Origin of the sequence: Chryseosolibacter histidinae, from assembly GCF_018598225.1 — a bacterium.
Classification (GTDB): Bacteria; Bacteroidota; Bacteroidia; order Cytophagales; family Cyclobacteriaceae; genus Chryseosolibacter; species Chryseosolibacter histidini.
This window is the reverse complement of sequence record NZ_JAHESF010000033.1, coordinates 28956-54145: the sequence shown is the minus strand read 5'-3', so window position 1 is coordinate 54145 and position 25190 is coordinate 28956. Positions and strand designations below refer to the sequence as shown.

Here is a 25190-nt window from a genome sequence, read left to right as displayed (position 1 = left end):
GATGAGATTAACAGCTGACCATATCAGCTATATCGTCAGGGATCTCCGCTACCGGGGCATCGTACACGATGAACTTGAAAATGAGCTCACCGATCACATCGCCACGTGTGTTGAAAACGAGATGGCTTCCGGAAAAAATTTCATCGAAGCCTATCACACGTGCTCCGGTCGTTCGGTCATACTTCGGGGCTGCGCCAGATCCAGCGCCAAACGATCCATTCAAAAAATCAAAAACCCGCGCTTATGTTAAAGAACTATCTCACCATCGGTTTTCGAAATCTGCGCAAGCATCGCTTCTATTCTTTCATCAACATTGCAGGACTCGCCATTGGCCTGGCTGCCTGCCTGATCATGGTTTTATTTGTGATGAGTGAGCTCAGCTACGATCGCCACTTTAAAAACGCCGAGCGGATCCAACGGGTGAACTGCGAGATCAAGTTCGGCAGCACCAATGCGAAACTTGCTACCGTAAGCGCAGCGCTCCCGGAAAGGCTTTCGGAAAATTTTCCCGAAATAGAATCAAGCGTAAGGATCGTCAGACGCTGGGGTCCGGTGCTGGTAAATAGAAACGACGGAGAGCGTTTCAAGGAGACTGAAATGGTGTGGGCCGACAGCTCTTTTTTCAAAGTCTTTTCCATTCCCGTGTTGCATGGCGATGCAAACCGTGCCTTAGCAGAACCTAACCAGATAGCCATCAGCAGAAAAATGGCCGAGAAATATTTCCCGGAGGGAAACGCTGTGGGACAGTCGCTCTTCCTGGATGACGAGAACTATCAGGTAACGGTCGTTTTTGAAAACTTCCCGGTAAATACCCATGTTCATTTCGAGGCTATCCTTCCAATGGCAAATCTTGAAGAATCCAGGTCTTCCATCCTGATCGGCGGCGCCGGTTTTAATACTTACCTGCTGCTGAAGGAAGGCACGGACGCGAAAAAGCTCGAGACAAAATTTCCAGAGATCGTTAAGAAGTACGTTGCACCGCAGCTCGCCGGGATCGCAGGTTCGGATTTCTCTTTTGAAAAATTCCTGAAAGACGGAAACACCTGGACGTACAGCTTAACACCACTTACCGATATCCACCTGCATTCAAACCTCACCGATGAGCTGGAACCTTCGGGCAGCATCACGTATGTTTATTTGTTTTCGGGCATCGCGTTGCTGATACTGGTAGCAGCATGTATCAATTTTATGAACCTCTCTACCGCACGCTCGGCTAACCGCGCAAAAGAAGTGGGCATGCGCAAGGTGATGGGTTCGCTCAGGCCACACCTGGTGCGGCAATTTATGATGGAGTCGTTGCTGCTCATGCTGTTTTCAGTGGCGATCGCGCTCGTGTTGGCCCAGCTGTTCATTCCTGTTTTCAATGACCTCGCCCTTAAAAAAATTTCGATACCCTTTTACGATCCGGCATTCTATGCGATCTTATTTTTAAGCACCCTGGTCGTTGGTGTTTCCGCCGGACTTTATCCTTCGTTTTTTCTATCAGCGTTTAAACCGGTAGATGTTTTAAAAGGCAAGCTATCGCAGGGTGCGCGAAGTGGAGCGATCAGAAGTGTGCTGGTGGTCTTCCAATTTTTGGTTTCCATTTTTCTCATCACAGCCACCATAGCCATCAACCGGCAGCTCACCTTCATCCATCAAAAAAAACTCGGGTTCGAAAAAGAGCAGGTGATCGTTGTCAAAGAAGCTTATCTGCTTGGCAACAGGATCCGGGCATTCAAGGAAGAGATGATGAACAACAGTTTTATCAAAAGCGGATCCATCTCTGGCTATCTTCCTGTAACCGGAACCTGGCGCGGGGGCGATACTTTCTGGAAAGAAGGAACCGTTTCTTCAGGCAACAAAGTGGATGATATGCTTCATTTGGAAGTATGGAACATCGATCATGATTACCTGCGAACATTGCAGATGGAAATAAAAGAAGGCCGGGGATTCTCTTCCGAATTTGCGTCCGATTCTATTAGCATAATTCTGAATGAAGAGGCCGTTAAAAAATTCGGCTTCGGAAAAAATGCATTAGGACAGCGGATCAGCAGAATTACTGGCAGAAAACCTGATGGAACACCGGATCCAACCCAGTTGACGACCTGGACCATTATTGGCGTAGTGAAGGATTTTCATTTCTCGCCCATGAAAACGATGATCAAGCCACTGGCTTTCCAGCTGCGCCAGAGCACCGGTAACATCATTTTCCGGTTTCAGGGACAGAATACCGCGGCGGTTATTGAGGCCGTTCAGCAAACCTGGAGCAAATTTGTGCCTGATCAGCCGTTGCTTTACTCATTTCTGGACCAGGATTTTGAAAAAATGTATGAATCTGAAACCCGGCTGGCTACCGTCTTTGGCCTGTTTGCCGGTTTGGCCATTATGATTGCCTGCCTGGGTCTTTTTGCGCTTACCGCATTCATGACCGAGCAACGAACCAGGGAAATCGGCATTCGTAAAGTTCTGGGCGCGTCCGTTACCAACATTGTTGTGCTTATTTCACGTGAATTCAGTAAGCTGATCCTGATTTCCTTTATTATTTCTATTCCTTTTGCCTGGTACGCCATTTCCCGCTGGCTGGAGAGCTACAGTTACAAAACAGAAATTGGCTGGATGGTGTATGCGGTTTCGGGAATTATTGCTGCGATCATTGCGCTGTTCACCATCGGCTACCAATCGATCAAGGCGGCAATCGCCAATCCGGTAAATTCCCTCAAAAACGAATAAATGAAAATCGGCTTTTTACAAAAGTGCATTTCGGCCCTGGAAACGCATTTGACGATTTGGAACTCTCGTGTGCTTCCGCCGATTCTTTGCCAGATCAAAAATTCAAATTTGACCCAGAAACAAAGATTCGATTTCGGCTAAAATAAAAAAGTGCATTTCCGTTACTGAAAATGCACTTTGAATTTTTTCGAAAAATCAGTTGATGGTCGGCTCCTGTTCGCCAGAAAAATCGCCGCGAAGAGTCCGGAATCGCTTCCGGGCTTCGGCCGCAAAAACGCTTCCGGGGTATTTGTTCAAAAATTCGCGATAGATCTCCATAGCCTTTGCCTTGTTTTTAAGCTGACGCTCGTAGATCTCGGCCTGAAGAAAGTAAGCGTCGTCACTCAGCACGTCGTCAGGGTATTCCGTTAAAATTTTTTGCAGCAGGCCGATCGCCTCGTCAAATTCGCCGCGTTTCATGCGCATATTCGCTTCCAGCCAATACACATCGTCGAGGATGGTCTGGTTTGAAAAAGTTACCGTGCCTACGGAGCCCTGTTTCAGATTTTTTATTTTTTCCAACGCTTCGTTTTGTTTGTTCTGATACAACAGCAGCTCTACGGCCGCATACTGCTTCAGCGCTTCGCCCACAGAATCGAAGGCGATGTTTTCTTTGATGCGCATGCTCAGCTCCATGGCGTCATTGGCGATCTCGCGGGTTGTAGCTTCTTTGAGAATGTCCAGGTGCTCTTGCGAAAGCCGGAAATCGCCCTTGTAATATGATAATTTGGCGTTTTTCAATTTCGCTTCGTAGCCCACCGGGTTTTCTTTTTGCGTTTTTTCAACCTGGGAGTACAAGAGTGTCGATTCCCACGGTTCGCCTTTGATGAGGTAAATATCACCCAGGTCGAGCTTGGCTTTCGATTTCAGGTAAAGTGACGCCCGCGGATTGAGGATAAGTTTGTTCAGGATCTGGATCGAGGAATCTTTCTGATCAAGGAAATTGGCAAACAGCAGCGCCTCGTTCCGGGTGGCTTCCAGCGAATTGGCGTTGTCCGGATATTTTTCAATGAATTTGTGGTAGTCGTCGATCAGCGTTTTTACAGAATCGACGTTTACCGGGAAGCTTCCTTTTACCCGGGCTTCCCTGGTCCGGATCAGACCGAGCCTCGCCAGCAGGTGATTTGACGTGCCGGAGTACTCCCGGATCACATACCGGTAAATTTTTGACGCGTTTTCGTAATCCTCGTTGTCTAGAGCGACTTTCGCCACCTCCATGGACTTTTCCCCCTCCTTTTTGTAACGCTTGTCATAAGCCCTTGCTTGGATAAATGAAGCGTAGAAGTTTTTCTGCTGCATTGTGACCCAGATCAGCAGATCTGAATAAACTTCCACATCCGGATTTTTCTGCACTTTGTCGTACAAGAGCCGCTCCAGGCTCTCCAGCTCCTCGGGCTTGGTCAGCAGCGCCTGCATCACATTTTTTACGTACTGGATGTTGGCCGAACTCTGGGTTACATAGCTGAGGTATTCCTGAACCATTTTATCCTGCTGGCCCTGGATGCGATAAAGCATGGCCAGGTCGAGGCAAAACAGGTACGGGTTTCCCAAAAAGCTGCGGGATTCATTCAAGGTCAGGATAGAGTATTCCGTCAGTGAACGTGCAGCCAGGTAATCCGACATCATTTTTGAAAGCTGCACATTGGACTTTACCTCACCGATAATATCGCGCAGGTAACGGTCCGCTTTGCTCAGGTCGCCGGAGCGCACATACACCAAACCAACATCGAGCTTGTATTGCATGTTCTCCGGATCGCGGCGCAGAATTTTTTTCAGGTAAGCGTGAGCTTCTTCGTAGCCGCCCAGGTCCAGCAACAGGTTGATATAATTGTTGTGGATCAGCGGAACGTTGGCATCACTTTTACTAAGATCCTTGTACAGCTCAACCGCCTTCTTCTTGTCACCCTTCAGAAGGTATTCATTGGCGAGCTGGATCTCACTGTGGTTCTGTGCCGAGAGCACCAGGGAGGTGAGCAGGAAAGGAATTAAGAAAACTGCCTTTCTTATTATTAGTATTAAATTATATATATAATAGATATAATAAGCCATGTTGAAAAGTTGATAAATAAGCGTTCCCGGGCCTTGTGGATTTGATGTTAGCTAAAATAAGAAATCAAATACTTAATGTTCAGCCGTTTATCCTTTTATCAACATGTTTTTTTTGTGTGCATAGATCTGGTGTGGGTATTTCCGGATGTTAGCAACTGTTGATAAAGGCTTACCTGTACACATCAGGCGTTGTCAGTTCTTGGTTTTAACGTTGTACACAGAATTTAGATTCCTTTCTGAAAGTTGTCAACATAGGTTTCAATAGTTTATCAACATTGGGGAAAGCTCAAATTCCCAGTTTGTTTTCAGCGGAATGGTCATCGAGCCCTTCTCATCTTTGTAGTAGAACAAACGTTCAGGCTCCTGTCGTTTGAGATAATTTCCTGGGTCCCATGCGTTGTTGGCGTTTGTGTCAATTACTACCCGCATCATATAGTCGCCGGCTTCGAGATCTTCGAACTGACCCTTTGTTTTGTTAACCATTTGCCTGAGAACATTCAGGTTTTTATCGAGCAGCTGGACAAGGAAGTTCTTTTGGGTAGTCTTGATCTGGAAGATGATCATCGCAAGGTCTTCGGTCCTCAATGGATTTGTGGATTGGGAGGTACTCTTTGAGGTATCACCGTCTACACTGATAAAACTTCCTTTACCCAGGTAAATCTGATTTGTCTTGTTTTGATTTCCCTTTTTTGTCGGTTCGGGTTTCTTTGGTTTCTGTGGAGGGTCAGTCGTTTCAGTTTTGGGTTTGGCGAAGAGCGCTTTATCTAATGTTTTGGTAATGGTTAGTGTATTGTGCATCTGTTCCCATACAAGATCTTCTTTAACAAAAGGTATTCGCGTTGCAGAGTCTACCTGGAAGTAAAGGCTGTCGAAATTTATCTCTGTGATGGGTTTGGTGAAAGTGAGCACTGTCTTAAGCGATCCTTTATCGGCAAGCAGTGAGGTTGACTTGAAGGCGATCTCGAACTTTTCGGGGGTTACCTCTCTCTCTGAGATCTTGGCATAGAGTAACGTGTCAAGCTTGTTGCCGATACTATCTTCCGCATGAAGGTTCACGGCAAGACTGTCACGATCTGCGAAAGTGTTGTAGAGTTTTATGTTGGCCTGATCTTCACCAAAGGAATATAGTAATAGTGTAGTGTCAATAGCCTTCAGTGAGAATGTCTTGAGATTCTTTGTAGCGCGGATATTGAAGTAGGTATTGTAAGGTCTGGCGCTGGTAAGTTTCAGAGGCCGGGCATCGAGCCTGATCAGGCCGATCTCGATCCGAGTGGTGTCCTCGACTAAGTTGATAGAATCTTTGAGGAACCCGTAGGCTTCCGTTCGGCTGTCGGCGGTGAGGTTCCTGTTCTTGTCATCTATCGCATAGATGTAATAGACATCCGGTCGAAGGTGGTCTATTTTAAAGTTTCCCTTTTTGTCTGTTTTGGTAAAGTAGGTTGCCGGATGTTTGAGAATGTTGAAGGTGTCGTTGCGCGGATGGATGGCAACCGTTGCTTCGGTGATCTCTTTTCCTTTGAGCAAGTCATAGACATTTCCCTGAATGGAGAGGGAGTCGATGTAGCTGCCGGTGCTGATGGCGAGCTGCAGATTTCTGACAGGGTTTTTTTCTGTGACATCCTGAACGGCATCGCGGAAGTTAAAGGTGTAGGTGGTGCTGTCTTGGAAGTCTTTCTCGAAGGATACGATGATGGAGTTCTTTTTCGCCTTCACTTCGAAGTCTTTTCCCATGGACGGCGTGATGATGAGTTGCTCCTTGGGATTGTTGGCCGCTACCATTTCTGTGAACTCAAGCTCGATGCTCCGGCCTTTGAAATTAATGGCTTCGTTTTGTGGGTTCGCGTTGACGAGCCTGGGTGGTATGGTGTCTTTAGGCCCTCCGGTGGGTGAGGTTTGTTTTGCGCACGAGAGTACAAAGAGAAAGTAGATGGGCCAGTGAAGATTCTTTTTTAAATTCATTTACGTACCAGGTAGATCAGACTTGAGTATTCATTGGGTTTAGCCAAAGCGTTCGATCGGAATCCATTCACAAATCCTTGTATGAATCCACCGATGGAGCTTCTGCCGCTGCTGTGTTTTTCGCTCAACATGCTCACGTAGAACGCATCTAGCTTCATCGGAATTATTTTTTCCAGGGTGAGGCCGTGCTTCTTTAATAGTTGGCTCATGGTTGGTTCGCTGAAATGCCAAAGGTGGCGCGGTACATCGTAACCAGCCCAACGTTCCTGATAAGTGCGAGCATCATAACTTTGATGGTTCGGTACAGCAATAAACATTATGCCATCTTTTTCCAGTTTGCTCTTGAGCTGTTCGATCTTCTGATTGAGATCGGGTACGTGCTCAAGCACATGCCAGAGCGTGATCACCTGGAAGCTTCCTTCAACTTCTTCCAGGGTGCTGTGAACTTTGCCGGCGGTGAGCTCGGCTGCGTGCGCCCGGGCGATGTCGGAAGGTTCTACCCCAGTAGTGACAAACCCATTTTGTTTGCATGTCTGCAGAAACTCTCCAGTGCCGCACCCGAAGTCGAGAATGGTGCTTGAGTTGCCTTTCGATCGGAGATTCTCTTTTACAAGATTCAGCTTCCATCTTAGGGTATAAAGTCTACTTGTCTTGTAGACTTTATCAAACAAACCTTTGGATTTTTTTGCGTGCGATACGTAATCGTCTGATAAATAGTAGCGGCCCAGTGCTTCATTGGTTGGCCGTGGTGAAGTGATCACCAGTTTACAGTTTTCGCATTTGATCAGTTGAAATGTTTCATGTGAAACAGTATGGTCCTTACACTTGAGGTATGGGCGGAACACTTTGCCCTCACATACCGGACACTGGTTAACTGCGATCATTATTTGCCGAGATAGATAGTAAGCACAGAAATGTCTGAAGGTGAAACACCACTGATGCGTGAAGCCTGACCAATGGTTTCAGGTTTGATGCGTTTCAGTTTTTCTCGTGCTTCGGATGAGAGAGCTTTTACCCTGTCGTAGTCAAAGTCTGATTTGATCTTGAATGTTTCAAGCGATCCGATCTTTTCAGCCAGCTTCTGTTCACGGTCTATATAAGCTTCGTATTTAATGTGTACTTCGGCCTGTTCCTGAACTTCCGGGGAATATTTGCCGATCAATTTTTCAAGTTGCTGATCGATTGATTTGATTTCCTTCATTCCAAGGTGCGGCCTCCTGAGAAGATTGATAACGGGGATTTTCTCGCGGATGGTGGCCGTGTTGAGGGTTGAAAGATCTTCGTTCACCACAGAAGGTTCTGCCTTGAACTTTTTGAGCTCCTGAATGAGTGATTCGATATCCGCTTTCTTATCGACTAGCTTTTTCATTCTCTCATCGCTGGCTAGTCCAAGCTTATGGCCGAGCTCGGTCAGACGCAGGTCGGCATTGTCCTGGCGGAGTAGAATCCTGTATTCAGCCCGTGATGTAAACATCCGATAGGGCTCCTGGGTGCCTTTGTTGACCAGGTCGTCAATGAGTACGCCGATATAGGCTTCGGAGCGTTTCAGGATGAAAGGTTCTTTATCGTGTACTTTGTTATGAGCGTTGATGCCGGCCATCAGTCCCTGGCAGGCTGCTTCTTCATAACCTGTAGTGCCATTGATCTGCCCTGCGAAGTACAGGTTTTCTATTACTTGAGTTTCCAGGGAAAGCTTAAGCTGCGTTGGGGGAAAGAAGTCGTATTCGATAGCATATCCGGGGCGGAACATCTTGGCGTTCTCAAATCCTGGTATTTTGGTCAGGGCTTTATATTGAACATCCTCAGGCAGTGAGGTTGAGAACCCATTCACGTAGATCTCTATGGTATTCCATCCTTCGGGCTCTACAAAGATCTGGTGGCGGTCTCTTTCGGCAAACCGGTTGATCTTGTCTTCTATAGAGGGGCAGTACCGGGGGCCAAGGCCTTTGATGCGTCCCTGGAACATGGGCGACCTGTCGAAGCCCTTCTGAAGCTCGCCATGTACATCATCGTTGGTATAGGTGATCCAGCAGCTTACTTGTTTGTCTAAGGGCCTTGTGTCAGTGAAGGAGAATTTGGAGGGATTCTCGTCTCCTTTCTGTTCTTCCATTTTAGAATAGTCAAGGCTTCTGCCATCAATCCTGGGTGGTGTGCCTGTTTTCATTCTTCCGGATTCAAACCCCAAGCTTACCAGCTGTTCCGTTATACCAGTAGCTGATCTTTCAGCTGCACGCCCTCCTCCGAAGTTCTTGTCGCCTATATGGATCTTTCCGTTGAGGAATGTGCCGTTGGTTAGTACCACCGCTTTGGATTTGATCTCAATGCCCAGGCTTGTGACGATGCCTACCGCCCTGCCGTCTTTCACTATGATCTCTTTGGCCATTTCCTGCCAGAAGTCTACGTTGGGAGTTTGTTCCAGGGCTAGGCGCCATTCTTCGGAGAATCTCATGCGATCGTTCTGGGTTCTGGGGCTCCACATGGCTGGGCCCTTGGACATATTGAGCATTCTAAATTGGATCATGGACTTATCTGAGATGATTCCAGACATTCCACCCAGAGCGTCTATCTCCCGGACGATTTGGCCCTTGGCTACCCCTCCCATTGCTGGATTGCACGACATCTGCGCAATGGTGTTCATGTTCATAGTAACCAGCAGCACTTTTGACCCCATAGCAGCCGCTGCAGCTGCCGCCTCACAGCCGGCATGACCGGCACCAACAACTATTACATCATATTCTCTAAACATCTGTATTGGAATTGACCTTATTCGATAAACGTTTCACGTGGAACGAAACTTGTCCACAAAATCCTTCCACAACTCCACAATTGGTTTCACGTGGAACACTGTCGTGGAGCAAATCATTCGATTCTAACGCAAAGATAGATAAGCATCTTCTTTTTTGCGCATCTCCTTTTTCTTGGCAGAAGTCTTGTCGGAATAGCCAATGAGATGGAGAACCCCGTGGATCACCACCCGGTGGAGCTCATCTTTGAACGGCAACTCCAGATTGTCCGCGTTCTCTTTTACCCTATCCACGCTAATGAAGATGTCACCCTCAAGCTCTCCCTTCACATCGCTGTTGTCGAAGGTGATGATATCAGTGTATGTCTTATGGTTAAGGTATTGTAGGTTAATCTTGAGCAGATCTTCGTCAGAGCAGAAGATAAAGTTCAGCTGTCGGAGCTTTCGCTTCTCTTTTTTGATTGCGGCCTGGATCCAGGCGGAGGTTTTACGGGGTTGGGGAAACTTAAAGTAATCTAACTGAGAAAAGAAGTTAATGGAGGCCATCAGGCGTTCATGTAAAAGCTGAGCTCTACGATCCGGCCATTGTCTTTGAATTCCACTTCGTCAGAAAGGTGTTTCATGAGGAAGATGCCTCTGCCGCCGGGCTTCTCCAGATTCTCAGGGGCAGTAGGATCAGGGAGGTTATCGTAGTTGAAGCCTGAGCCTTCATCCTTAACAGTGAACTTCAAAAGGCTGTCTTGCAGGGAAAGGCTCAGGTGCACGTTCTTAGACTTGTTGTTATTGTTGCCATGTTTGATGGCATTGTTCACCGCCTCTGTAACGGCAATCATAATATTGCCATAGATGTCATCGTCCAGGTGGAACTTGTCCTTAGCGTTGTCAATGAAGCTCTCAATCATTCTGATATTCTCTGTCATTGAAGGAACCTGGATGCTGATCGTATTTATCATGAATGCACTGTTATTCATTGTTACCCATTCTCTTAAAATATTCACTTACCTCTTTCTTATAATAAGGGTAAAGCTTAGGCGGAACGGTTTTCAGCAATTCTACTTCTTTTTCTTTGAGCCGCAAATATTCTTCAAAGGCCTTGGGTATTTCTTTTTCATAATCCTTGGCAGTCTCGCCTTTGCGCTCATCATCCATGTCTTGCTCCCTCATCGACTTCTCCGTTTCAAGGAGCCGGGTCATGATCTCCTTCTGCCTTTTGATCATCTGCTCTGTGATCTGCTTATTCACCAGCTCCATTTCAGTCTGTTCCATCTTGGAAGGGAGATCTCCTCCCGGCATCTGTCCTTCATTCTTCATCTTCTCCTGCATCTCCTGCAGCGCCCTTCTGATCCGCTCCTGTTCAGCGGCCATCTCTGCTAATTCCTCTGAAAGCTGACGTCCGCTCTTTCCACTATTCTTTAACTCCTGGATCTTCTGGTTCAGTTGCTGCTGCATCTGGCTCAGGCTTGGCTTCTGCCCTTTCTTCTGGTTCGACTTCTTCATTGAAGGCTGGGCATTGGCCATCATCTGCATCATCATATCGAAATGATCATCCAGCATCAGCGCCAGGTTATTGATAGAAGTCATGGTCATCTGCATCTCACTTGAAGCCTGGGGCCTTCTGCGCTCGCGATTCGATTCAATTACTTTGTCAAGGTGGTTGTTCAGCTCGCCAATCTCTTTCGTGATGAACGATCCCATCATCGGATCCTTTTTACCTAATGCCAGCAGACTATCCTCCAAAACCTTGGCATCATCTTTCAATTTCAGCTGCAACTGGGCCAGTGTATTGAAGCGCGGGTCGTTCTGCTGAAGCTCATTGAACTCCTTCATCAATCCCTCCTGGTCAAAAGACAATTTCACCAGGCCGTGCAGGATCTGACGCAGCGATTCCAGGTTCTGCATATCCATCTCCATCATCATAGAGCTTTGCATGCCTTCCATCTGCTGTTGCATCTGCTGCATCTGTTCCATGGCTTTCTTCTGGGGCTGCTTTGACTTTGAAGGTTGCTTCTGTTGAAGCATTTCCTTGCTCTGCTGCTGCTGGTCCTGAACTTCTTTGGAATCCTGCTCGCCAGGAAGCTCGTCTTTCTTATCGAGCTCGTCTCCCAGCTTCTCAAGCTCCTTGATCTTCTCAGTGGTCTCTTTGAACTCTTCCATCAGCTTCTCCTGATCTTTGGCCAACTCCTGGCTGTCTGTGTTCTGGGAATCTTCATCGCCACCCTTCTGGTCCTTCTGATCTTTGTTGTCGCTGTTCTCCTCTCCGGCTTTCTGATCTTTATCACCGCCCTTGCTTTCGTCTCCCTGCTTATCCTTGTCTCCTTTGCTATTCTTCTTGTCGTCTTTCTGATCCTTGCCTGACTTCTGTTCCTTCTCCAATGATTCTGTTTTCTCCAGCAGCTCCTTCTGCTCTTCGATCTGCTTCTTCAGATCCTGGATGGTTTGGTCAAGCTTGAAGTCGTACTGCAATTGCTTGAAGAGCTCCAGCGTACGCTCCAGTTCCTTTTCAAGATTGTTGGTGTTCTGGTTGAGCTTGTCGAGGAGTTTCTGGATCTGCGATACATCGGTGTTCTCATTCAGCAGTTTCTTCAGCTCTTCAAAAAGCTTTTTGGTCTCTTCATCCAGGAGCTCGTCCATCAATTTCTTGATCTGCTCCGCCTTCTCCTTGATGCGTTCGTCCTGTTCCGTAAATGCATCCTTCTTGTCTTCCAGCAATTTGTTCTGCTCTTTCAGCTGCTCCACCATCTGGTCAAGTCCCGTCTTTTGCTGAATGATATCTTCCAGCATTTTCTTGTCCTGCCAATCGAGGTTCTGCTTGCCTTTTAATTTCTGGTTGGCCTGCTCGATCTGATCCTGCAGACGTGTTGCTTTGTCTACACTCTTATCGATCTGCGATTGTGTCTGTGATTGCGAGCGGCTGATCTCGGCGATGAGGTTGTCTTCTGTGGGCACCAGGAAAGTATAACTTGCCGAGCGGGTTGACTTCCTTCCATTCACGCCGTCGTTATCCCATACCTGGAGGTAATACTCGAGCTGGTCGCCGGGACTGAGTTTTAGTGAATCAATGGACCAGTTGTAAAAGAAGCTTTGTTGTAACTGGTTCCGGGAGATCGGGATCTTCACCTCACGCTTCAGGATCTCTTTCTGATCTTCGTTGCGGATCCGGAAATTCAGTGACAGTTGTGTAACGCCATAATCGTCGCCGATCATACCACCCAAGATCACGCGCTTGTAAAGCACTGAATCTTTGAAGTTGTTCACAACGATCTGCGGATACTGATCTTTAACTACATCAACCCGGTACGCTATCTTTTCTTTGTTCCGGCTCCTGTTATTTTCCAGGGCGATCTCGTACTGATCTGGCTCTCCGAACTTTTTTGAGTAGCTAAATGTCTGATTATCAATGCCTTGAAAGTCATTGGGCTGATTATCAGAGGCAAAGGTGATGTTGGCCTTCTCGGCATTGGAGGTCATCAGCTTCCAGCGAACCACGGTGCCCTCGGGTACTTCGAGGTTGCCGGCGTTCACGATCTTTTCATTCTTGCGCAGAATGTAGCGCGGGTACTCGAGCTCTACGGTGAACTGCGTTACCTCGGGACGGCTGACCAACTCCACCTCGTAAGCTTCAGAAAAGAAACCCGCAGCTTCCACCTGGAAATCCATCGGCTGCTGAATTCTTTCGATCGTGTATTGAAACTTGCCCCCGCCGAGACTCTCCATTTTGAAGCGCTGGTTTTTAGAAACGATGTAAGCGCTGGGAGGAATGGCCTCGCCTTTGAGCTCGAGCTCGATGGTAAAATCTTCGTTGTAAAATGCTGTCAGCGATTTATTGCCGATCGCAAAAGTGAAGGGTGCTTCGGGTGAATATTCACGGTTGAAGTGAACGATGCGGTTGGTGCTTTGGAAGAGGATGTTCTGGTTGATCAATAAAATGATGAGCACAATGCCAACTGGAATGGCGAGGTACTTCAGGTACTTTCTGTTTTGCCTGAGGTCAACAACGGTGTCAAAGGCAAGCGGCTGAAACTCTTCGGACTTCTGGCGGATGCTGGCATAAGCGAGACCGGAATCTTTGCCGGCGCTCTCAAGCTGGATCAGGTTCACCAACCGGTCTTTCACAGAAGGCATGGCGGCGCCGATGATGCGCGCGGCTTCTTCGTCATTCAGTCCACGCTTGGCGAGCCACCAACGGAAGGGTTGGTTCAGAAACCGGAAGGCACAAAAACCCGCTACCCCAAAGAACGTTATGAAGATGAGCAACCGGCTCCATTGGCCCAGCCATAGGGCGTGCTCGAGCAGAGAGGCGAGCACAAAATAACCAACAAGAACCGCCAGGGTGAGTATCACCCCCCTGATAAAGATATTGAGGTAATACTTTCTCTGAAAAGATCTGATCTTTTCATGAATATGCCCTACTCCATCGCTCATCGTCCAGACCGTTTAAATTAGAAAACGAAGTTATGCCACTCAAAGTTGAGTTCAGAACTAATATAAGCTCTATTCAAGTGCAATCAAAGCCAGGAAAGAGCACCGGCTTTGCCTTGCTGTTACTGGTCGGGAGACGAGGGAGTGTACTGCCAGTCGTACTCTTTTTCGAAGTACTCCATCACGTGCATCTTCAGGAGTTTCTCCTGTTCCAGCAGATCGAAGTGCGGTAATTTTTTGACCAGCTTCCAATGGGGCCATCCCTGCTGATCGTGACCTTCAAGGATATAGTAACCGGCCAGGCTCAGCACCTTGCAAATGCCGATGTGCATCAGGTCTTGCTTCTCCTCTTTGGAAAATGTAAGGTTGCCTTTTCCCAGCTCTTGTACACCGATGAGAAACAATACGCCGTTGAGGTCTTTGGGTTTTTTGCCGATGATATCATTCAGGTCATCGAGCAGGCCATTCCATTTTCTTTCAAGGTCCAGGTCGCGCTTAAACATGCTGAAGCTCCTCCCAGAATTCAAAGGCTCTTCTCAGGTGAGGTATAACAATCGTGCCGCCGATCAGGGTGGCCACGCCCATGGCCTCGTTGATCTCGTCTGTTGTAAAGCCAACCTCCTTACATTTTCCCAGGTGGTATTTTACGCAGTCGTCGCAGCGCAGCACCAGTGAACAGGTAAGGCCGATGAGCTCTTTTGATTTTATATCGAGATGCCCTTCCGCGTAAGCATTGGTATCGAGGTTGAAGATCCGCTTAATGATCAGGCTGTCGGAGTCCATGATCTTCTCGTTCATTTTGCTGCGGTAGGCATTAAAGTCTTCTACTAATCCCATAAGTATTTTTGGATAAACCTGATTAAATTCAATTTAGTTTTTCACAACAAAGATATTATTGATTTGAACAATTCAGCAGCCCTCGACATACTCCGCGATTTTGTGGCTCTTTTCTTTCCACGTTGTTGCACCGGTTGCCAGGGGGCACTGGTGCGTGGGGAGGAGCTGATCTGCACCAATTGTATGCTCGAGCTTCCCCGGTCATATTACCACCTTGAAAGAGAGAACCCGTTCTACAACAAGTTCCGGGGCCGGCTTCCCGTATCGCAAGTCATCACGCTCTTTAAGTTTGTGAAGGGGAGCCGGGTTCAGCACCTGCTGCATGCGCTGAAGTACAAGAACCAACCGGAGCTCGGGGTAGCGCTGGGCAGAATGTATGGCAACGACCTGCTCCATGCGGGTTATGCGCGAAAGTTCGACCTGATCATTTCCGTACCGCTGCACAGCTCGCGGAGGCGGAAACGCGGATATAATCAGAGCGAAGAGTTTGGCAAAGGTTTGTCAGAGGCGTTGGGTGTTCCGTGCCGCGATGACCTGATGGAACGTATTGTCAGCACCAATACCCAAACCCGCAAATTGCGCTTGAGCCGGTGGCAGAATGTGAGCAATGTTTTCAGGGTAACCCGGCCTGCCGAGATTGACAACCGGAAGATCCTGCTGGTAGACGATGTGGTAACAACGGGGGCGACACTGGAAGCTTGCGGGCAGGCGTTGATTGATGCGGGGTGCAGGGAATTGAGCATTGCTTGTATTGCAGCGACCCAGTGAAAAGGAGCCAGAAGCCAGGAGTAAGGAGTCAGGAGTCCGGACCTTCCGATGGAGTCATGCAAAGTTGAGCCTGCGTACTTAACCGAAGGCGGTTGGGAGGAAGAAATCAGCTTATTGGTAGGAAACAAAAAACCCCGTCTTTCGGACGGGGTTTCGGATATCTTTCAGAGATATGGCCTAGTAGTTGGAGCCGGCACGGATCATGGCGCAGCGGAAGCCGATGGTTGCGGCAGCTGAGTCCTGATCGAGGTAGCGGCGTGTACCGGGCGACATCCAGTAAGCTACATCTTTCCATGAACCGCCTTTGTAAACGCGGGCACGGTCAGTGATCAATGAGGTAAATGCTTCAGGGTTTTTCTCCTGGTTATTGTAGTTCTTGGCGTCATCCAGGAAACCATCCCTGCGGATAGGGTTCAGGTCATCGAAGTCCTGGAACGACATCGGGCGGTAAACGTCCATCACCCACTCGCTCACGTTACCGGCCATGTTGTACAGACCGTAATCGTTCGGAGGGAACTCATATATATAAGAAGTGATGAGGGCACCGTCGTTCAGGCGGCCAGCAATACCGGCGTAGTCACCACGGCCTCTTTTGAAGTTAGCCAGCATAAAGCCCATCTGTTTTCCATAGGGGTTACGAACTGCGTGACCATCCCAGGGATAGATGCGCTGGTGGGTTTGCATTTCTTCCAGCCACTGAGTTCCGATCAGGGCCTGAGCAGCGTATTCCCATTCAGCTTCTGTAGGCAGGCGGTAAGAAGGCACCACGATACCAGATTCCAGCGGAATGCGGCCATCGCTTTCGGCATATTCTTCACCCGCATCTTGTGCAAGCTTGATGTTCACAGCCTGGGTTCTCCAGGTAGCGTATTTGTTAGCCTGATTCCAGGTGATACCTACCACAGGGAAGTAACGGAAACCAGGGTAACGGAAATAGTGATCAACATAAGGATCGTTGAACGCAAGGTGGCTTACCCATACCATGGTATCAGGGAGGGCTGCCTGGTAAGCTTCCTGCGAAGAGTCTTTCGCCAGGTAGTGGATATATTCGAGCCAGTGAATGTTGGCGATCTCGGTTTCGTCCATGTAGAAGGATGCTACGGATACCGTTCTTTCGATGTTATCGCGGAACGACATCACATCTTCCTCGAAAGAGCCCATTACTGCACGGCCTCCTTCAATGAAAACCATGTTGGGAGCGTCGGGCTGACCTTCATAGGCATTCACCATGAATCCCCCGGCGTCTTCATCGTTATACGCCAACCCTGTGGCTGAAGAAACCTGTCCGGGATTCTGGGCTGTGGGCTTTCCACCGCCACCACCGAACAACGAGCAGGCTGATAGAGCTACTGATCCGCCAAGCACAAACAAAAGAGCTCTGAAAGAATACTTCATTTTAGTTTTTGATTTAAAAGAATTGCTAATATAAGGACATAATCAAGTGTTTTCCAAGCAGATCAGTTTTAAATCATACATCTTTAATACAACACCGAAGATCGTATTACACCACTGAACATTCCGACGACCTGCCTATTTGAACGCCGAGCCCTGGATGTTATTGCATTTGAGAAAGAGCAGTCTATTTCTGGGAATATTCCTACAGCAGAAGTGGTAAAAAACAGCGTTTAACAAACCTTTAAAGCGGCCAATTACCATGGCACGTTATTTCGTATATATCACTGAAATTTACCTTACCATGTATACTCTGCAGGATTTCAGGATCATGCCGTTTGAAAAGAAATGTGATCTTATCACTTTTAGCGGAAGTTATCTCAGCCAACGTACTTTGGGAGAATGCAAAGTTTTCCTCTACCACGCGAGTAAATTTTTTATCGAGGTATTCTATTCACCCAAGCATCAAAAGGTGCTTATGATCAATGCCTTCGACAAACCTATTGGACTCGATCCTTATCTCGACAAGATCTCGTTGGAAGATTTGAACGGCTGACCGGTCATCTGGGTCAGCAGCTCAATTGCGGAATCTACTGTTTTGATGTTCTCTACAACCAGCATGGCCTTGCCGGCACTGTCTTTCATCTTGCATTGCCGCGAATGCTTTTGTACGAAACTAAGGATCTTTCCGAAGGTATCGGAATTGAAGTAATCGTCCTTGTTGGAAATGAAGTAAGCCCTGAGCTTTTCATTCTTGAGGCTGAGCTTTTCAAATCCCAGCTGTTCACCGAGCCAGCGCAGCCGCACTGAGTTGATGAGCTCTTCTACTGAAGGCGGCAGCGCTCCGAACCGGTCTTTCACTTCTCGTGTGAATTTCTGAAGCTGATCTTCGTCCTTGATATTGTCGAGGCGTGAGTACAGCTGCAGTCGTTCGCTTGTATTGTTCACATACGTTTCAGGGATCAGAATCTCGAGGTCTGTTTCGATCACGCAGTCCTGAACAATGAGCTTCGCTTTTTCGGCGAGCTCTGCCGCGAACAGATCTTTGAAATCGGTCTCCTTCAATTCCTGGATAGCGTCGTCCAATATCTTGTGATAGGTATCGAAGCCCAGGTCGTTGATGAACCCGGTCTGTTCCGCACCCAATAAATTACCCGCACCGCGGATATCGAGATCGCGCATCGCCACCTTAAAACCATCGCCCAGCTCCGAGAACTCTTCGAGGGCAGACAACCGCTTGCGCGAATCAGACGTGAGCAGCGATGCCGGCGGCGTAAGCAAATAACAAAACGCTTTTTTGTTCGACCTTCCCACACGGCCCCGCATCTGGTGCAGGTCTGAAAGTCCGAACATGTGCGCCGAGTTGATGATGATGGTGTTGGCGTTCGGGATGTCCAGACCGGACTCAATGATGTTGGTTGATACCAGCACATCGTATTCGGCATCGATAAACTTCAACATTACTTTCTCCAGCTTGTCGCCGTCCATCTGGCCATGGGCTATGCCGATGCGCGCATCGGGCACCAGTTTGTAAACGGTGTTGGCAATACTTTCAATATCGCTTACACGGTTGTGCACAAAAAACACCTGTCCTCCCCTTCTCAGCTCGTAGCTCACGGCATCGCGGATGATCACTTCATCGAATGTATGCAACTCGGTGGTTACGGGCTGGCGGTTGGGCGGAGGTGTGGAGATGATGCTGAGGTCGCGGGCACCCATCAGTGAGAAGTGCAGGGTTCGCGGGATCGGCGTGGCCGTGAGCGTGAGCACGTCAACATTTACTTTCAGTTCCTTGAGCCGGTCTTTCACCTTCACGCCAAACTTCTGCTCTTCGTCTATCACGAGCAAGCCCAGGTTTTTAAACTCCACGTCTTTGCTCACAATGCGGTGGGTGCCGATCAGCACATCCACTTTTCCTTCCTTCACTTCGGCCAGGATATTTTTTATCTCCTTTTCTGTCTTGAACCGCGAGATGTATTCAACCTTTACGGGAAAGTTAGACAACCGGTCGCTGAAAGTGCGGTAGTGTTGCATGGCCAGGATGGTGGTGGGCACGAGCACGGCAACCTGTTTGCCTTCGGTGGCAGCCTTGAACGTTGCGCGGATGGCCACCTCGGTTTTTCCGAAACCCACGTCGCCGCAAACAAGACGGTCCATCGGGTGCGGCATCTGCATATCGCGCTTCACATCTTCGGTAGCCTTGGCCTGGTCAGGGGTGTCTTCGTAAATGAAAGACGACTCAAGCTCGGCCTGCATAAAACCATCAGGCGTATAAGCGTAGCCAGGTGATGTTTTCCGTTTCGCGTAAAGCTCGATCAGCTCTTTGGCGATATCCTTAACACGTTTCTTGGCTTTGTTCTTTTTCGTTTCCCACTCCTGCGTTCCCAGTTTATTCACCAGGGGTGGTGCCCCATCTTTGCCGGAATACTTGGAGATCTTGTGGAGTGAGTGGATGCTCACGTAAAGCAGATCGTCATCGCGATACACAAGCCTGATAGCTTCCTGCTCGTGCCCGTTCACTTCTTTTTTCTCCAGGCCGGCAAATTTGGCAACGCCGTAATCGATGTGTGTTACGAAGTCGCCAGGCTGAAGTGTTTGCAGCTCGCGGAGGGTGAGCGCTTTGGTCTTGGAGAATTTTTCTTTTGCGCGATAGCGGTGAAAACGTTCGAAGATCTGGTGGTCTGTGTAACAGACCATTTTGAGGGCCATGTCTACAAAACCTTGCCGCAGCGAAAAATCCAGGGGCTGAAATTGTACCTGCGAGCTGATCTCGTCAAAGATCCCTTTCAGGCGCTCAAGCTGGCGCGGCATATCGGCTGCAATAAAATTACTGAAGCCCTGCAGCTGGTGATCGCTCAGGTTGCCCGCGAGCAATTCAAAGTTCTTGTTAAAAGAAGGTTGCGCCGAAGACTGCCACTCGAATGTTTGGGGTTGCTCCAGCACAAAGCGTGAACCGAACTCGATGCGCGAAAAATTCTGTGACCGTTGTAAGAACGCGTAGCCCTGGTCGAACAGTTGCTCGGGGCTTGCCACCACCTGGGTGTTGCCACTTTCTTTCAGGATCTTATCGAACGAGCCTTCCACTTTTTCGAAGCTCTTCTGGATGATGTCGCAGGTGAACTGAAAGTCTTTGAACCACAAACGGGTTTGCGGCGAGATGAACTCAAGAAACGACTGCCGTTCTTCCTGCACCAGCCGGGTCTGAACGTTGGGGATCACGCTGATCTTGTCGTGGTTACCCACGGAGAGCTGCGAGCCCGGTTCAAATGAGCGGATGCTGTCTACTTCGTCGCCGAAAAGCTCGATGCGGTAAGGCAGCTCGTGCGCGAAGGAGAATACGTCTATGATACCACCGCGTACGGCAAACTGCCCGGCCTCGTAAACGAAGTCGGTCTTTTCGAAATCGTAGTTATGAAGGAACTCTTCCAGGAACGAGATATCGAGCTTCTCTTTGAGGGTAACGGTAAACGTGTTCGAAGCCAGCGATCGTTTATTGATCACTTTTTCGCTCAGGGCTTCCGGGTACGTGATGATAATATCGGCCGTGGTCTTGTTGGCCAGGCGGTTGAGCACTTCGGCCCGCATGAGGATGTTGGCGTTCTCGGTCTCGTCAAACTCGTAGGGCCGTTTGTACGACATCGGAAAAAGCAGGACCTCGCGGTCGAGCAGGTTTTGCAGGTCGTTCTGAAAGTAAGCGGCTTCTTCCCGGTCCTGGAGCACCACCACATAATCCAGCGGGTGAACCTTGAAAGTTGCGGCCAGAAGTATGGCATCGAGGCTTCCGGAGAGGCCTTTGATGCGGATGTTTTTCTGTTCAGATGCTTTGATCCTTGCGGCCACGGTCTTGACCAGACCATCCGCGCGATAGATGCTTAAAAAATCGTTCGCCTTCAAACTGCCGTTAAATCCTTTATTCCTTAGCGGGGAAGCCGCAAATATACAGGCATTTCTATAATTTTGGTGCCATGAGTTTCTTTCAACAGCTTTTCCTGTATGTGAGTTTCATGGCGCTGCTCTTTTTATTGATCGGCCTCTACAAACCGTGGGTGATGTTATGGTGGGAAGACGTTCAGAACAGGAGAAAGGTGATCAGGGTTTACGGGCTGGTGGCGCTGGTGAGTCACGCCGCCTATTGGGGAATGGTTTTATTAGGCTGAATTCAGGAGACATGAAACAAATGTTAATATTTCTAACGGTGCTGATAGCGCTGACAGGCTGTGCCAAAAAAGAAAAAGAAGTTGAACAGAAACCGGTGGCTGTACCCAACGATCTTCCGGCCATGACCATCAGCCTTCCGGATGGAAAAACCATTGATGCCAAAACCCTTACGGGGAAAAATGTGCTGATCCTCTTTCAGCCCGACTGCGATCACTGCCAGCACGAAGCGGAAGATATCCGTGAACAGCTTGCCTCCTTTGCGGGATATACGCTGTACTTTGTGTCGTCTGCACCGATGGCGGAGATTCAAAAGTTTGCGGCAGACTATAAATTGTCAGGGAAAGACAACATTGTGTTCGGCTGGACGGCTACGGAAAATGTGCTGAACAACTTCGGTCCCATCCAGGCGCCTTCGGTTTATATTTATACCAACCAGGGAAAGCTGGTGCAACAATTCAACGGCCAGACTGATGTAAGCGTGATCGTGAAATACCTGTGATCACTTTACCCGACGGGCGGCCACCAGGAATTTTTCTATAACGCCCGAAAAACCGATCAGGAATTTTTCACCACCATCTTTCAAACCTGTTTTCTTTTTCAGCTCCTCCACGGTGAGCGGGTAATTGCGCGTGGTGATATTTGCCTTTCCTTCCGGGAAGAATGGTTTCAGGCTTTTCGCGTCAGGCTTAACCCGCGCCTCGATAAGGAAAATCCTTCCGGGAAAATCTTCGGCGAGAAGATCTGCAGTATACAAATGTGTGCTCGACTGAATTTTGGCAAGCTTAAAACGCTGGGCTATGGTTTTGAACGCGCCGGCTTTCAGGATCGCGGCATTGGGCTCATACAGATACACAAGTGGATCGGAGAACTTTGCTATAGTGGTGGCTTCATCCGTCAATGAAAATGAAAAAGAATCGTGGCGTTGTTTCAGCAGGTTAACGCTGTGGATCAGCGGCTCGCCATTAAAATCTTTTTCTGCCAGGAACAGCAGCTCTTTCACTTCGTTGTCGACGGCCACTACATAAACACTTTTTACAAAATCGAGCGCTTTCAAGGCCAGGCTGATGTCGAGCAGCGGAGAAGCTTTTACGAGAAGGTTGTCTGTTTTTTCAAAGATCGTGTGTTGAAGGCTGACAATATCGGGTTCGCTATCCGTAAGTGTGAAGACCTTTTTGTTTGAAGTTCTTCGCGACGGGTCGATGAAGACCAGGTTAACCTTTTCGTTCAGCTGTGCGAGAAATGTCTCGGCCGTGGTATTGTGATGGCGGATGTTTGTGGCGCCAAGCTGTTGATGATTGTGCTGTGCTGTTTCAAGCAAACCTGGATTGGGTTCCACGGCATCGAAGTGGGTAAAGATCCTGCTAAGGAAATAAGTGTCGATGCCCAGACCAGAAGTTAGATCGATTGCCCGTGCAAGAGGTTTGTCGCCATGGGCGGCCAGGGCTTCCGTGATGAGCGAAGACTTGAAGCGGGCGGTTTGTTCAGAGGAAGTCTGTTCAAGGTTTATTGCGGGCGGATAGACGATGCCAGGTGTTTGATAATACAACGGAAGTTTTTCCTTGGCTTTTCTTCGGCCGGCGATCTGCTCAGCTATAACAGCTGAGGGCACTCCCAGTATTTCTTTGTGCCGCAGAACGAGGTCGCGCTCATCATCATGTTCGTGTGTGATGATATAGTTCTGTACTTGTTCTGAGAACAGAGATTCAATTATTGCTTTGGCCTGGTTTTCCAAGTTTTTGTTCAATCCTTAGAAGCACGTCCCTGACAGGGGAAACATTATTCGGATTCTTTGAATACTCCCTTAAACGTCTGTTAAGAATCTTTTTTTTTCTTGACTTACCTGGATTCTGTCTAGGGATGAAATGATCTTTCATGGCTTCTTCCTCAAAAGTAATGAAAGCCTATAATAAACGACAACTTGCAAGAATTCAATTGACCGTCTTTGCCCGCGCTTTAAAATGTATAACGATGTTGCGCAGGTAAACGAAAATGCCCATGCCTTGTGCTACGAGCAAAACCGGATCGAGGCGATAAGATGCGTAAGCCAGGATCATCACCGAGGCAACGCTGCTGATCACCCAGAAGCCCAGCGGCAAAATGGAGTCGCTGTGCTTTTCTGAGTAATACCACTGATAAATGAATCTCAGGTTCAGCATCAGCTGGCCTACCGCGCCAATGGCGATGATGGGATGCGATAGGTCGCTATTGCTAAAAATATCCTGGAGCTTGTTCTCTGAACCCATCACGATCCAACCGAGCGCCAATACCGGCAAAGCAAAAATGATAACCCGGATGATGAGCGGAAATTTCACCCAGTCGTTTTTCAGCTGCAGATTGCGGATGTAGATCAGGTACGACAACGTTTGCCCGATGATGATCACCAGGTCGTTACGGATGATGCCATAGATGAGGAAAAGAAAGGATGCCATCAGGCTCAGCTGCCAGAAGATGGTGGGAGAAACCACCTTTCCCTTTTTTTCAGAAAGCAATAACTGCACGATCAGGCGGGCGCCAAAAAGTGACTGCGCAAAGAAGCCCAGACCATAAATGCCGTATTTTTGAACAAATTCCATGATTGAGGCGCAAAGAAACAGAAAACCAGTCTAGAACCCATCTCGAAAATAGATTTTAAGGAAATTTCAAGTATTTGGCCATTATGCGAGGCGTGCTTTTGCTGCTCATACAAGAGGTAGTCTGAACAAAAGGCCAACGAAGCAGAATGGGCAAAGACGCCGGAAATTTTCAAAAGGTATTTTTGAGATGGGTTCTAATCTATAATTGCAGATATATCGGATTAACGCACGTAAGTTTGAAGCGTGGAAGATCAGGGATTAAAAAAATATGACCTTATTGTTATCGGCGGAGGTGCTGCCGGCTTTTATGGTGCCATCCAGGCGGCAACACTGAAACCGGGTCTTCAGGTGCTACTCCTCGAAAAGTCGAACAAGCTGCTGGCGAAGGTTAAGGTTTCCGGCGGAGGTCGCTGCAACGTGACCCATCACTGTTTTGACGCGGCGCAACTTTCCCGCCATTACCCAAGGGGTGAGAAACCACTGCGGAATGTTTTCAGAACCTACGAAGCTTCTAAAACAGTTGCCTGGTTTGAATCGAAAAATGTAAAGCTCAAGACCGAAGACGACGGTCGCATGTTCCCTATTACTGACAGCTCCCAAACCATCATCGACTGCCTGATGCAGGAAGCGCAGCGCCTGAAGATCAGGATCGAAATGGGCGAAGGGGTTGTGAAGTTAGAGAGGGATGGAAGTGGATTCAAAGTGCACACCCAGACCGGTAAGACCTATTACAGTAATAACGTTTTGACTGCCACGGGCGGAAGTCCCGGAAAACAGGCCTACGACTGGATCGCCAATGCAGGTCACACCATCGTTCCTCCCATTCCTTCGCTCTTTACTTTCAATGATTCTGAAAAAAAATTCAGTGACCTGATGGGCGTGGCGGTGCCGGCGGCAGAAGTAAGGATTGCCGGAACAAAACTTTCGCAGGAAGGTCCTGTGCTCATCACGCATTGGGGACTGAGTGGCCCGGCGGTGATCAAACTTTCGGCCTGGGCGGCGGAGCACCTCCACAACATCCAGTACCAGTTCACGGCGCTGGTAAGCTGGATCGGTCCTGCCAAGGAAGATGACATCCGGCTGCAATTGCTCGAGCACAAAAAGAATCGCGGCAAGCAGAAGGTGCTTTCCAATCCTTTGTTCGCCCTTCCGCAACGGTTATGGGTGCGGGTTTGCGAGCTTGCCGATATTGATGATAACAAGATCTGGGCGGAGTTGCCCCAGAAGAACATGAATCGCCTGATGGAGTTCCTGATCCGGTGCCCCTTTCAGATCAAGGGTAAGACTACCTTTAAGGAAGAGTTTGTTACGTGCGGAGGCGTTGACCTGAAGGAGGTTGACCTCGCCACTATGCAGAGCAAAAAGATGCCCGGGTTATATTTTGCAGGCGAGGTATTGAACATCGACGGTGAGACCGGGGGCTTTAATTTCCAGGCTGCGTGGAGCACCGCTTACCTGGCAGCCAAGGCAATTTCCGTAGCGCACTGGTAACTATTTGCGGGTAGAGTCGTCTCCCCCGCGCAGGGGTGGAGTGGGTATGG

20 protein-coding genes are annotated in these 25190 nt (G+C 48.5%); 7 read left to right on the top strand and 13 right to left on the bottom strand.

Annotated elements, in window-relative coordinates; genetic code table 11:
* Window position 1 precedes the first annotated feature (1 nt).
* Both KK083_RS24290 and KK083_RS24285 read left to right on the top strand, forming a co-directional pair.
* Entirely contained in the window at window positions 2-250 is a 249-nt protein-coding gene (locus KK083_RS24290; RefSeq protein WP_254168338.1) for a hypothetical protein, read from the top strand.
* Window positions 244-2712 (top strand): ABC transporter permease, encoded by a 2469-nt coding sequence (locus KK083_RS24285; protein ID WP_254168337.1) that lies wholly within the window; start codon window positions 244-246, stop codon window positions 2710-2712. Before KK083_RS24290 ends, KK083_RS24285 begins: the two co-directional genes overlap by 7 nt.
* A 195-nt stretch (window positions 2713-2907) precedes the next feature.
* Here the strand turns inward: KK083_RS24285 and KK083_RS24280 are convergent, their stop codons facing one another.
* From KK083_RS24280 to KK083_RS24240, 9 genes are all read right to left on the bottom strand, one after another.
* Window positions 2908-4800: a tetratricopeptide repeat protein gene (locus KK083_RS24280; RefSeq protein WP_254168336.1), complete on the bottom strand. Its 1893-nt coding sequence runs from the start codon at window positions 4798-4800 to the stop codon at window positions 2908-2910.
* A 258-nt stretch (window positions 4801-5058) separates the two neighbouring features.
* Window positions 5059-6759 carry an Ig-like domain-containing domain gene (locus KK083_RS24275; protein WP_254168335.1) on the bottom strand — a complete coding sequence of 567 codons (1701 nt, stop codon included), beginning with the start codon at window positions 6757-6759 and terminating at the stop codon, window positions 5059-5061.
* Window positions 6756-7520: a class I SAM-dependent methyltransferase gene (locus KK083_RS24270; RefSeq protein ID WP_254168334.1), complete on the bottom strand. Its 765-nt coding sequence runs from the start codon at window positions 7518-7520 to the stop codon at window positions 6756-6758. Before KK083_RS24270 ends, KK083_RS24275 begins: the two co-directional genes overlap by 4 nt.
* Window positions 7521-7642: 122 nt before the next feature.
* Window positions 7643-9505 carry a tRNA uridine-5-carboxymethylaminomethyl(34) synthesis enzyme MnmG gene (gene mnmG, locus KK083_RS24265; protein WP_254168333.1) on the bottom strand — a complete coding sequence of 621 codons (1863 nt, stop codon included), beginning with the start codon at window positions 9503-9505 and terminating at the stop codon, window positions 7643-7645.
* A gap of 123 nt (window positions 9506-9628) precedes the next feature.
* A complete protein-coding gene (ybeY, locus tag KK083_RS24260; RefSeq protein ID WP_254168332.1) occupies window positions 9629-10048 on the bottom strand; it encodes an rRNA maturation RNase YbeY in 420 nt (139 codons plus the stop codon).
* Entirely contained in the window at window positions 10048-10452 is a 405-nt protein-coding gene (locus KK083_RS24255) for an ATP-binding protein (protein ID WP_254168379.1), read from the bottom strand. Before KK083_RS24255 ends, ybeY begins: the two co-directional genes overlap by 1 nt.
* Window positions 10453-10465: 13 nt before the next feature.
* Complete coding sequence (locus tag KK083_RS24250; protein ID WP_254168331.1) at window positions 10466-13924, bottom strand: coiled-coil domain-containing protein; 3459 nt, start codon at window positions 13922-13924, stop codon at window positions 10466-10468.
* A 119-nt stretch (window positions 13925-14043) separates the two neighbouring features.
* Window positions 14044-14424, bottom strand: coding sequence for a hypothetical protein (locus KK083_RS24245; protein WP_254168329.1), 381 nt, complete (start codon window positions 14422-14424; stop codon window positions 14044-14046).
* Window positions 14417-14758 carry a carboxymuconolactone decarboxylase family protein gene (locus KK083_RS24240; RefSeq protein WP_254168327.1) on the bottom strand — a complete coding sequence of 114 codons (342 nt, stop codon included), beginning with the start codon at window positions 14756-14758 and terminating at the stop codon, window positions 14417-14419. Before KK083_RS24240 ends, KK083_RS24245 begins: the two co-directional genes overlap by 8 nt.
* Before the next feature lie 63 nt (window positions 14759-14821).
* On the opposite strand from KK083_RS24240, the gene KK083_RS24235 reads away from it, so the two are divergent.
* Window positions 14822-15526: a ComF family protein gene (locus tag KK083_RS24235; protein ID WP_254168325.1), complete on the top strand. Its 705-nt coding sequence runs from the start codon at window positions 14822-14824 to the stop codon at window positions 15524-15526.
* Window positions 15527-15703: 177 nt separating this feature from the next.
* Here the strand turns inward: KK083_RS24235 and gldJ are convergent, their stop codons facing one another.
* Window positions 15704-16921: a gliding motility lipoprotein GldJ gene (gene gldJ / locus KK083_RS24230; protein ID WP_254168323.1), complete on the bottom strand. Its 1218-nt coding sequence runs from the start codon at window positions 16919-16921 to the stop codon at window positions 15704-15706.
* Window positions 16922-17180: 259 nt separating this feature from the next.
* Here gldJ and KK083_RS24225 point away from each other — a divergent pair, with 259 nt between their 5' ends.
* Entirely contained in the window at window positions 17181-17474 is a 294-nt protein-coding gene (locus tag KK083_RS24225) for a hypothetical protein (protein ID WP_254168321.1), read from the top strand.
* Here the strand turns inward: KK083_RS24225 and mfd are convergent.
* The gene (gene mfd, locus KK083_RS24220) at window positions 17435-20812 is read right to left on the bottom strand and encodes a transcription-repair coupling factor (RefSeq protein ID WP_254168319.1); all 3378 of its coding nucleotides are present in this window, start codon (window positions 20810-20812) and stop codon (window positions 17435-17437) included. The two genes, KK083_RS24225 and mfd, sit on opposite strands and share 40 nt — an antisense overlap.
* Before the next feature lie 71 nt (window positions 20813-20883).
* On the opposite strand from mfd, the gene KK083_RS24215 reads away from it, so the two are divergent.
* Window positions 20884-21075, top strand: a complete 192-nt coding sequence (locus KK083_RS24215) for a hypothetical protein (protein ID WP_254168317.1) — start codon at window positions 20884-20886, stop codon at window positions 21073-21075.
* A gap of 11 nt (window positions 21076-21086) precedes the next feature.
* Entirely contained in the window at window positions 21087-21575 is a 489-nt protein-coding gene (locus tag KK083_RS24210; RefSeq protein ID WP_254168315.1) for a peroxiredoxin family protein, read from the top strand.
* Here the strand turns inward: KK083_RS24210 and KK083_RS24205 are convergent, their stop codons facing one another.
* Both KK083_RS24205 and KK083_RS24200 read right to left on the bottom strand, forming a co-directional pair.
* Window positions 21576-22808: a THUMP-like domain-containing protein gene (locus KK083_RS24205; protein WP_254168313.1), complete on the bottom strand. Its 1233-nt coding sequence runs from the start codon at window positions 22806-22808 to the stop codon at window positions 21576-21578.
* A 196-nt stretch (window positions 22809-23004) separates the two neighbouring features.
* Complete coding sequence (locus KK083_RS24200; RefSeq protein WP_254168311.1) at window positions 23005-23649, bottom strand: lipid-A-disaccharide synthase N-terminal domain-containing protein; 645 nt, start codon at window positions 23647-23649, stop codon at window positions 23005-23007.
* 243 nt (window positions 23650-23892) lie between these two features.
* On the opposite strand from KK083_RS24200, the gene KK083_RS24195 reads away from it, so the two are divergent.
* Window positions 23893-25140, top strand: coding sequence for a BaiN/RdsA family NAD(P)/FAD-dependent oxidoreductase (locus tag KK083_RS24195; RefSeq protein ID WP_254168309.1), 1248 nt, complete (start codon window positions 23893-23895; stop codon window positions 25138-25140).
* Window positions 25141-25190: the final 50 nt, after the last annotated feature.